At 50.9% G+C, this 9,877-nt stretch carries 4 protein-coding genes; all 4 read left to right on the top strand.

Annotated features, from left to right (window positions below; genetic code table 11):
* Positions 1–310 precede the first annotated feature (310 nt).
* Entirely contained in the window at positions 311–2,377 is a 2,067-nt protein-coding gene (locus tag KNO92_RS12340; protein WP_214693948.1) for a bifunctional metallophosphatase/5'-nucleotidase, read from the top strand.
* A gap of 221 nt (positions 2,378–2,598) precedes the next feature.
* Complete coding sequence (locus tag KNO92_RS12335; protein ID WP_214761562.1) at positions 2,599–5,682, top strand: CgeB family protein; 3,084 nt, start codon at positions 2,599–2,601, stop codon at positions 5,680–5,682.
* Positions 5,679–7,844, top strand: a complete 2,166-nt coding sequence (locus tag KNO92_RS12330) for a glycosyltransferase (RefSeq protein WP_214761560.1) — start codon at positions 5,679–5,681, stop codon at positions 7,842–7,844. The genes KNO92_RS12335 and KNO92_RS12330 overlap by 4 nt, the downstream gene beginning before the upstream one ends.
* A gap of 60 nt (positions 7,845–7,904) precedes the next feature.
* Positions 7,905–9,866: a hypothetical protein gene (locus KNO92_RS12325; protein ID WP_214761558.1), complete on the top strand. Its 1,962-nt coding sequence runs from the start codon at positions 7,905–7,907 to the stop codon at positions 9,864–9,866.
* The last annotated feature ends 11 nt before the right edge of the window (positions 9,867–9,877 follow it).

Here is a 9,877-nt window from a genome sequence, read left to right as displayed (position 1 = left end):
AAAAACCTGAGCCCGGTTGAATACCGGACGCAGGTTCTAAAAGTCGCTTAACAAAATTATTTAGTGTCTAACTTTTTTGGTTCAGTTCAAATTGGTATCTTCTTTTTCAATTCCGGCAAGAAATAACGAAATATTTACAGAAAAGTAATTGTGTTATTTTGTGAGATTACGTATCTTTAAAGATGAAGTCTATATAGGTTTTGTAATCGCTTCCATTGGCTTGATGTCAGACATCTGTCAGTAGAGGTCAAAATCGAGGGTGTGACTTCGGTACGGTCGACTCATACATATTCAAAGGAGGAATATCTGCATGTTGAACTCGAAAACACTCAAGTTCTATCAAGGAATGCTCGCAGCAACGCTCACGGCATCGGTGATCGCCCCGGCGGTCGTGACAGAAGCGGCTCCGGCCAAAAAGACAATCAAGTTGAAGGCGGCGTTCGTCACAGACGGGGATCTTGACGCAGCGCTCGACAAAACGTATCAAGGTAACAAAATCTATTGGTACAAATCGACAGTCGACATGGACAAACTCGGTACATATCAAGTTGCTAAAGGATACATTAAATGGAAGAATCAGTACTTCGAGAAAAAAGTACGCGTCATTAACTATCCGAAAGCAATCATTCCTCCAAAAGGGGACTGGACGTTCAAACACGGTGAGCAATTGACTGGCCAGTTGAACACGCTTCAAATCCAATTCGTCGACCGTGTCCTCCGTCAACCGGTGAAGTGGACGAACCTTTCGACAGACAAGATTGGTGAGTTCGTGGCGACGGCTTCTTACACTCATAAAGGCCGCACTGTGACACTTGACGTTCCTTATAAAGTAGAAGGATACGACCTCTCAATCATGCATACGAACGATACGCACGCGGCGCTCAAATACGCTCCGAACCGTGCGACAGCTGTCAAACAAGTTCGTGCTGAAAAACCAGATAGCTTGTTGATCGATGCGGGAGACGTCTTCTCTGGTTCGCTTTACTTCAACGAGTTCAAAGGACAAGCTGACCTCAAGTTGATGAACTACATGAAGTATGACTTGATGGTACCAGGTAACCACGAGTTCGACCTCGGAACTGAAGAAGGACATAAAGAGTTGTCACAATTCGTTCGTTATGCGAACTTCCCGTTCGTCAGCTCGAACGTCGATTATTCTGGCGACCAATACATGAAGAACTTGTACCGCGATGAAACGACAGAGAAGGCTTACAATGGTCGTCTCTATGAAGGTGTCATCAAAGTGGTTGACGGGAAGAAAGTCGGATTCTTCGGTTTGACGACAGAAGAAACGGCTGACATCGCTAGCCCAGGTCCAATCAAGTTCCAAAACTATATCGATGAGGCGAAGAAAGCGGTCAAGGCGTTCGAAGACATGGGGATTCATCAAATCGTCGCGGTCTCACACCTTGGTTACAACGACAACCCGACAGTCGACAACGACTTGCTTCTTGCTGAACATGTTGACGGCATCGATGTCATCATCGGTGGGCACACGCATTCACGCTTGAGCGCACCTGTCGTCATCTCAGAAAATAAAACAGAGCCGACACTCATCGTCCAAGCCTTCCAGTACAGTGAGTTCCTCGGTACGCTTGACGTCGAGTTCGACAAAGACGGAAAAATCGTTTCGCATGCTGGTAAGTTGATTGACGTGAAAACGCTCGAGCCAGACGCTCGCGCGGTTTCACTTCTTGCACCATTTAAAGAAGATGTCGACAAGATCAGCAACGACCCGATCGGTGTCACGTTGACAGCGGCACTTGAAAACCCACGTGACGAAGGTGACATCGCAGCAACAAGTGTACGTAAGCAAGAGACAGCTCTCGGTAACTTGATTGCAGACGGCATGCTCGCGAAAGCGAAAGACTACGATGCAGACATCATCGCGGCAGTTCAAAACTCAGGTGGTATTCGTTCAAGCATCGATGCAGGCCCTGTCACGACAGGTGAAGTCATCACGGTCCTTCCGTTCGGTAATACACTTGCTGTCATGAACCTCAAAGGTTCTGAGTTGCTTGCGGCACTCGAGCGCAGCGTGAGCGTTTACCCACGTGAGAGCGGCGGCTTCCTCCAAGTATCAGGATTGAAAGTCGAGTTCGACAGCTCGAAGCCAGCGAACGAGCGTATCGTGAAAGTGACATACAACAACGGAACGACTGATGTTGCGATCGATCCGAACGGTATGTACAAAGTTGCGACAAACTACTACACAGCAACGGGCGGCGACAACTATGTCGAGTTCGAAGCGGCATTCAAAGATGCACGTGTAACGGACCTCGGTCTTAGCGACTGGGAAAACCTCCGCGACCACATGCTCGACCTTGGTGAGATCACACCAACGGTTGAAGGTCGTATCGTCGACGTCGCAAAATAAGATGGTTCAATCAGGACATCCTTTACGGGTGTCCTGATTTTTGTTGTGAATTCAATCGAAACAAACAATATGTCCTCTTTGTATTCGATTTGTCATTCAGTTGATTTTGCCTTTTGAATTGAGCGTTTGCTATAATCAATGGGTGTCGAAACGTGATGTTTCAAATAACAGGGCATCGGCTAAAGAGAAAACGATGCCATAATGAATTTGGAGGAACCCCCATGAGTTGGAAACGAAAAGTGAAACGCGGTGTCTATCTAGGCATGCAGCGCGGCAAACGCATCGGTCGTCGGTTGATGAAAGGGACACAGACGCAAGTCCAGACGAGACAGTTCGTCGAGGTCGTCCCGTCTTGGTACGCACGTACATCTGCAAACTACGAACTCGATGGTGCAGCGCTCGTTTCAACGATGGCTGAGAAGCAATTTTTGACGTATGGCGAACGCGCCTCGTCGTTCCGTGGCGTCCCTGGCCCGGATTCGTTCCAGCTCAATCCGTCGATTCGTGAATTTGACGCGAGCTTGAACGTTGAAAAAAGTGGTGACATCGAAGTCACACTACTCGTGATGTTGTATAACGACGAAGAACGGACGCGTGTCGTCCGTGTGAGTGACGGTGTTCGCACGACGGTCGCCCTTCGTGAAAATGAGACGAAGACACGCTTCGTCATTCAAACACAAGGTAAGGGTCGCGCCCTCATCCAATCACTCCTCGTCGATGGCCAACCTCTATGGAACGTGGAAGGGATGGGCAGTGCCGTTGCCGATGCCGACTTTGACGCGATGATCGAGCTGGATGCCTCGACGCTTGAATTGATTTCTCCTGTCGGACGCATCGTCGACTTTTCAGACGAGGCCATCATCGTGACAGGGCAAGGTAGCCAGTACGAGCACTACGGCGTGCAAGAAGCGGCTCTCCCACACGTGGATACGAAGCGCGGGATCGACTTCTCGCTTGCCGACATGGACGACTATGTCTATCGCTTCTATTTAAAAGGAGATGCGTCTCAAACGGCGAAAGCGACATTGTTTGTGGCGACGTATGCACACGGTGAGCGCGATCAACTGATTGAAGTGCCACTCGGCTTCAGTAACGTCTTGAGCCTGACACCTAGCCACGAGTCGGTCCGCTACTTCATCCGCTTCTACGGCGATGGGGCAATCTCAGACCTTAAGCTTGGTGTCATCCGTGAGAATAGCGTCCGTCGTACGGAACAGTTCGATTTAGATCCGACATATTGGACGATTCCGACACCGGAGTCGATTAAATTGAAACAAGATCCGAACGGTCTTCGTCTCGTCTTGGACATCGAGCCGGACGTGCGCCGTTACGTTTCTTATATGGAGACGAATAACCGCTTCACGGTTCTCCCGAAAGAGAACCCGTATACGGTCCGACCGAACCATCGCTATCGCGTCACAGTCGATGGTGAGCTCGGTGCGAACACAGGCGTCGTACTCTATATCATTTCGTACTCGCTGACGGAACGATTGTCGATGCAACAAGTCCAGCTCGGTAGCGAGAAGATTTTCGAGTTCGGGAAAGATGTCCGCTACCTCCGTTTCGCGCTTCGTGTGGATGGACAAGGTGAGACACTCGTCACAGGCATCCGCGTCAGTGAAGAGATTATCACCGACCGTACACAAGTACCGGAATGGGTGGATCCGCGTGAGGCACGTCTATTTGAGACGACACCACGTGAGTTGCATGAGATGAAAGTCGCGGCCATCTTCGATGAGTTCACGACGGCATCGTATCGTCCGGAGTGTGAGTTGATCACCTTCTCACCAGACGATTGGCCAGCCGTCTTGGCTGACCGCCAGCCTGACTTCCTCATGGTCGAATCCGCATGGAAAGGGAACGACAAGACGTGGGAGAAGAAGATCGTCAAGTATGGGACGAACACGTGGGAAGACCTCGATGCACTCCTTGACTGGTGCCGTCTGAATAACGTCCCGACCGTCTTCTGGAACAAAGAGGATCCGATTCACTACGATCGCTTCATCGAGACGGCGAAACGCTTCGACTTCGTCTATACGACGGATGCGAACATCCTCGAGAACTATAAGCGTGACTGTGGGCATGACCGTGTCGGCGCATTGCCGTTTGCGGCACAGCCGAAAGAGCATAACCCGATCCGTCTTCCGGGAACGCGTGAACCGTACGCTTGTTTCGCGGGTTCTTACTATGCCAACCGTCACGAGTCGCGTCGAATCGACATGGACCGCCTGTTCGCAGCTGCTGACAAGTACGGTCTCGTCATCTACGACCGCAACTACGAGATGAACCAGCGCGGGGAGACGGACCAACTTCAGTTCCCTGAACAGTTCCGTCAATCAATACGTGGTAGCTTGAAATATAATCAAATCGCAAAAGCGTATAAAGGCTTCAAAGTCATGCTGAATGTCAACTCGGTCAATGATTCACCGACGATGTTCTCACGCCGTGTCTTTGAAGGACTCGCGTGTGCGACACCGGTCGTCAGTACGCGTTCGGTCGGTGTTAAACAGATGCTCGGCGATTATGTCTTCCTCGATGAGGGCGATGAGATGCTCGAAGAGACATTCCGTAAACTGCTCACTGACGATGCGTTCTATGAGGACGTAGCGATGGGTGGCATGCGTCACGTGCTCAAGAACCACACGTACACGCAACGTCTCGCACAAGTCGTCAGCACGATTGGTCTTCCGTATCGTGTCGACCATCCGAAAGTCGCGCTCGTCGCATTCGTCCGCTCGACAGAAGAGATGAACCGTGTCGTCGACACGTTCCGTGCACAGGACTACGAGCACAAACATCTCGTCGTCTTCCTCGACAAGTTCGAAGGACATTTAGATGTATACGAGGCATACAACACCGAGGATATCTCGACATTCATGCTCAGCTATTTACCGCAGTACAACGCCTTGTCTGAAATCATGGACGGGTTTGATTGGATGGCCTACATCCAGACGGCGGATTACTATGGTCCTTCTTACATCTCTGACTACATGTTGGCGACGCGCTATGCGGAAGCGAACATTTTGACGAAAGAGGACTACTTCACTTGGAACGATACGCTCGAGAAGGTCGATTCGGATGGCACATATCGCTATGTGTTCGATGCGACGCCTTCACGTTCGATCATGAAGCCGGACGTTCTCCGCTTCTATAGCGTCCGGGAAGCGCTTGACGTCCTCGCGACAGATGCGACGCTAAAAGAGTTGGCTCAATCCGGTGAACGAATCTTTAGTACAGACCCGTATCAATATGTAAAAGCAGGGAGCGAGATGCCAACAGCAGTCGCTCAGGAGGTACAATTATGACGACACCACTTCGCGTCCTCGTTTATGGGGATGTCAACTTAAACTTGATTGACGGGTCGGCCATCTGGCTGACTTCAGTCGTCTCGATGTTGAAGCAGGACCCATCGATTCACGTCGATGTCCTCCTCAAACGCTCGATCACCAAACCAGAAGTCACGGCGGGCATCAAAGAGTTGCCGAACGTTCGCTTCATCGATTTGTTCGGAGCAAACTCACCGAAGAAAGGGACGCCTTATCACGAACGTGGCGTCCTTCAAGCGGATGAGGCAGCACAAGTGATTGACGAGTTGATGACAAAAGACGGCTATGACTTGGCGTTCGTCCGTGGATTCCAGTTGGCGTATGATCTGTCTCAATATGAACAGACGATGGCAAAGACGTGGACATACATCACAGACTTCACGCACGACCATACTCAAGCGTCGGAAGAAGAACTTGCACGCCTTCGTCAGATTGCGTCGCGTTCGGCCCGGATGCTTTGTCAAACCGAGGCGATGAAGACGTACTTCGAGTCGTTCTTGCCGACGGACCGCCCGTTCTTGATTTTGAACCCGATGATTCCGAATGGGAAAGGGACGCAGCCGACGTTCACAAAACCGAACGATCGCCTCGTCTATACAGGGAAGTTCGCACCGCTTTGGTACACGACCGAGATTTTAGACGCGTTCTCGAAGTTACGCGAGACGTATCCGGCCGAGCTCCATATCGCGGGAGACAAGTTCAACCAAGACCCGAACAACCCGAACTTCAAACAAGAGACGTTAGAGCGTCTGAAATTGGAAGAGGGTATCCATTGGTTGAAAGGGATTCCGCGTGCGGACGTCGAGACGCTCATCGACCGTAGTGCGATCGGTGTATCCTGGCGTCACCCTGAACTCGACGCGAGTCTTGAGCTTTCGACGAAATTGCTCGAATATGGTTCGCTCGGTAAACCGGTCCTCTTGAACCGCAACCCGATGCACGAGCTCATTCTCGGGGAAGACTATCCGCTCTTCGTCAACTCGGAAGAAGCATTCATTGAGAAGGCGCATCTCGCACTTACGGACGAAGAGGTGTACGCTGAAGCGGCGAAGCGTCTCTATGAGATGTCGCAGTATTACACGTTCAGTAACACGTATGCACGTCTTCGTGACGAGCTTTGGTCGATGAAAAAGATTAATCTTCTCTTCGCTGGTCATGACTTCAAATTCTTGCGCCTGTTCATGGACTACTTCCAAAACAACCCGCGCTTCAACGTCTTAATCGACCAATGGGAAGGGCATAAGATTCATGACGTGAATCACAGTAAGTCATGTCTCGAGCAAGCAGACATCATCTTCTGTGAATGGGGTCTTGGGAACGCCGTCTGGTATTCGCATCATAAGAAGCCGCACCAGACAATGATTGTCCGCATCCACCGTCAAGAGAAAGAGACACCGTTCCCACGTGAATACAACCTTCATAACATCGACCGCATCATTTTGGTGTCGCCGTATATGCTTGAGGAGATGTATCGTCTCTTCCGCATCCCGCGTCACAAGATGACGATGATTTATAACGCGGTCGACGGGAAGCGTCTCGTCCAACCGAAAGAGACGGAAGACTTGACGTTCCACTTAGGGATGATCGGGGTCAACCCGAAATTGAAGCGTCTCGACCTTGCGCTCGATATGCTCGAAACGTTGTTACAAGATGACCCACGATACAAACTCTTTATCAAAGGCCATCATCCAAACGACATCTACTGGATCAACAAACGAGAAGACGAGCGTGCCTACTACGACCGCTTGCTCGAGCGATTGGAGCAACCAATCTTCAAAGAGAGCGTCCGCTTCGATGGACACGGGGATGACGTTCCGGAATGGTTGACGAAAATCGGCTTCGTGCTGTCGACGAGTGACTTGGAAAGTTTCCACTTGGCACCGGCTGAAGCGATGACGTCTGGTACGTATCCGATCATCCGTCATTGGACGGGGAGTGAGACGATTTACCCGGACGATGTGTTGATGGAAAACGTGTTAGAAGGCGTTGACATCATTCGTTCGTTCAAAGGGGATTCAGCGCGTCTCTTGGAAGCGACAGAGGCCTATAAAGCGTATGCGCATCACCATTTCGCGATTGAAACGCTTGCTCCGAAATTAGAGGAGCTCTTACTAGCAGAACTGAATGCCGTCCATTCATAATCAGCAAGCCCGCCATCGCGGGTTTGCTTCTTTTGAAAACAAAGAGAAGGGGAGCATCCCATGAGTTATTTTTTGTATGAAGCCACTACCCGACACGTCGAGTTGACAGAGCGTGACGGGGTGACCCATGTGTTGTCGAAAGAACCGCTCGATGCACGCATCGGCTGGTTTGACGCGACACGTGACGAGCCACACGGTCACTATATCTCCCTTCAATTCGAAGAGACGTTTACCGTATCGGTCCCATTCAATAACGTCATCCCGGTCTACTACACGACGGACCCGATCGTCGTCGGTACATCGCTCCGTCAAGTGGCAGAGCGGGCCGGTAAAACGGAAGTGTCGTCTGAGGCTGTCTCGCAAATGCGATTTGTCGGTCATGTGTTTGGACGTAACACACGTATCGAAGGCGTGAAGAGACTCGCTGCAGGCGAGCGTCTCACTGTCAAAGATGGGGACGTGACCATCGAGAAATGGGACGACCTGCCGATGGGGACGAACACGTTACGGGAAGATTTTGATGCGACATGGATCAAGGCGTTACGTCAATCGATTCCGCCTTATCAAACGGTAAATCTTCCGTTTGCGGGTTCGGCGTTTGACCTCGTCTTCACCAAGCTTGCACTCGAGGCAGGGAAGACGGTGCGCCTTCACGTTCCTTCATTAGATGGGAACGAGGCAGAATTGGCACGTCAGTTATTTGAAGGAGCCGAACTTGTCGAGGCAGAGCCGCCTGTGACAGATCTCCACTTGTCACTATCGAAACGAGTGGCACAGTCGTTCGATGCGACAGAAGGAAACTTGAGCGCGTACGAGTCGATACCGACTGGACGGGCACGTGATACGGATTACGTTGAAATCGGGAAACACGGTTCGGACTGGCTCTACGGTAAGCATATTTTCTTAAAAGAGACGATGGATGAGCATGAGGCGAAACAACAACTCTCGAGACGGGCGATTCGTCCGTTTGAAGGGTTTGGTGAAGCAGAACGCGAACAGGTAGAGGCGATGCTAGAACGGTTGTTTGATACGTACGAAGACCGGGATTGGAGCGGACGTCTCGAGGCGGCATGGTTCGAGTTGAAAGTGGAGCACTTCCATGCGTATGCACGACAAGGCTTCATGGATGAGATGTTGCTCGTTCAACCACTCTTCGACCGTGACGTGTTGCGCCATATTCTAGAAGCGCCATATGAATTAAAACGACAAGGACACCTCATGAAGGTTGCCTTCGATGAGTTGTTCGGCCCGACGCCTCCACATCTGGTCAAAGAGAGTTTCGCGTGGAGCGATTCACCGCTCTTACCGACCGTGACGCCGGCACCACTGAACTGGCGGTTGATGCTCGATGCGGTCGTGCCAAATCAAGTCGAGCGGATGCATGAGCTCCTTCACGTGGAAGAGTCAGTCCGCCAAGCGATGCCGAAGGGCGACAAGCCGAACCATCAGGTCGTCTCTATCTGGAATGACTGGACGGCTCAAAACTGGTCGCATTTGTTAGAAGAGACGGCGATTGAAGTGGAACAGGTCGAACTGGAGATTCCAGAAGCGCACCAACCGCGATCTGTGACGATCAAACCGTTCATTTATCACTATTTCGTCCCTTTCAACACGGATTTGTTCAGCCTGAGAGAGAATCAATTCAAGGCAGAAGTCGACGTCGAGCCGTTACATGGAGAGAATGGATACATCCAGCTCTTCAATCAAAGCTTCAGTTCACCTCCGTCGAGTGAGTTCTTAAAGGACGCGACGCTCGGGAACGCACCGTTCATCCAAGTGTCGGGAACGATTGAATTGTTGTCAGACGAAGACACGCCGATCGAACTCTACATCATGCAATATGATGCGAAGAAAAACTTGAAGAAGGCAGCCTTTGGTCAAACGCTTCGGACGGGCGTGAACACGTTGCAACAACGTGTCCCGAAAGAGTTAGACGCCAAATATGTGAAGCTCGCCATTAAATTCCAAAATGATCAACATGCGGTCCGTCTCCGAATGGGTGCATGGGACATAGAAAGCTGAGGACATCGAGT

The organism is Exiguobacterium sp. s129 (assembly GCF_018617585.1).
Classification (GTDB): Bacteria; Bacillota; Bacilli; order Exiguobacteriales; family Exiguobacteriaceae; genus Exiguobacterium; species Exiguobacterium aestuarii_A.
This window is presented reverse-complemented; position numbering and strand designations above follow the sequence as displayed.

What these genes read in the sequence shown, in the direction of transcription:
- KNO92_RS12330 (WP_214761560.1), top strand. Translation starts at nt 5,679, where the DNA reads ATGACGACACCACTTCGCGTCCTCGTTTATGGGGATGTCAACTTAAAC.
- KNO92_RS12325 (WP_214761558.1), top strand. Translation starts at nt 7,905, where the DNA reads ATGAGTTATTTTTTGTATGAAGCCACTACCCGACACGTCGAGTTGACA.
- KNO92_RS12340 (WP_214693948.1), top strand. Translation starts at nt 311, where the DNA reads ATGTTGAACTCGAAAACACTCAAGTTCTATCAAGGAATGCTCGCAGCA.
- KNO92_RS12335 (WP_214761562.1), top strand. Translation starts at nt 2,599, where the DNA reads ATGAGTTGGAAACGAAAAGTGAAACGCGGTGTCTATCTAGGCATGCAG.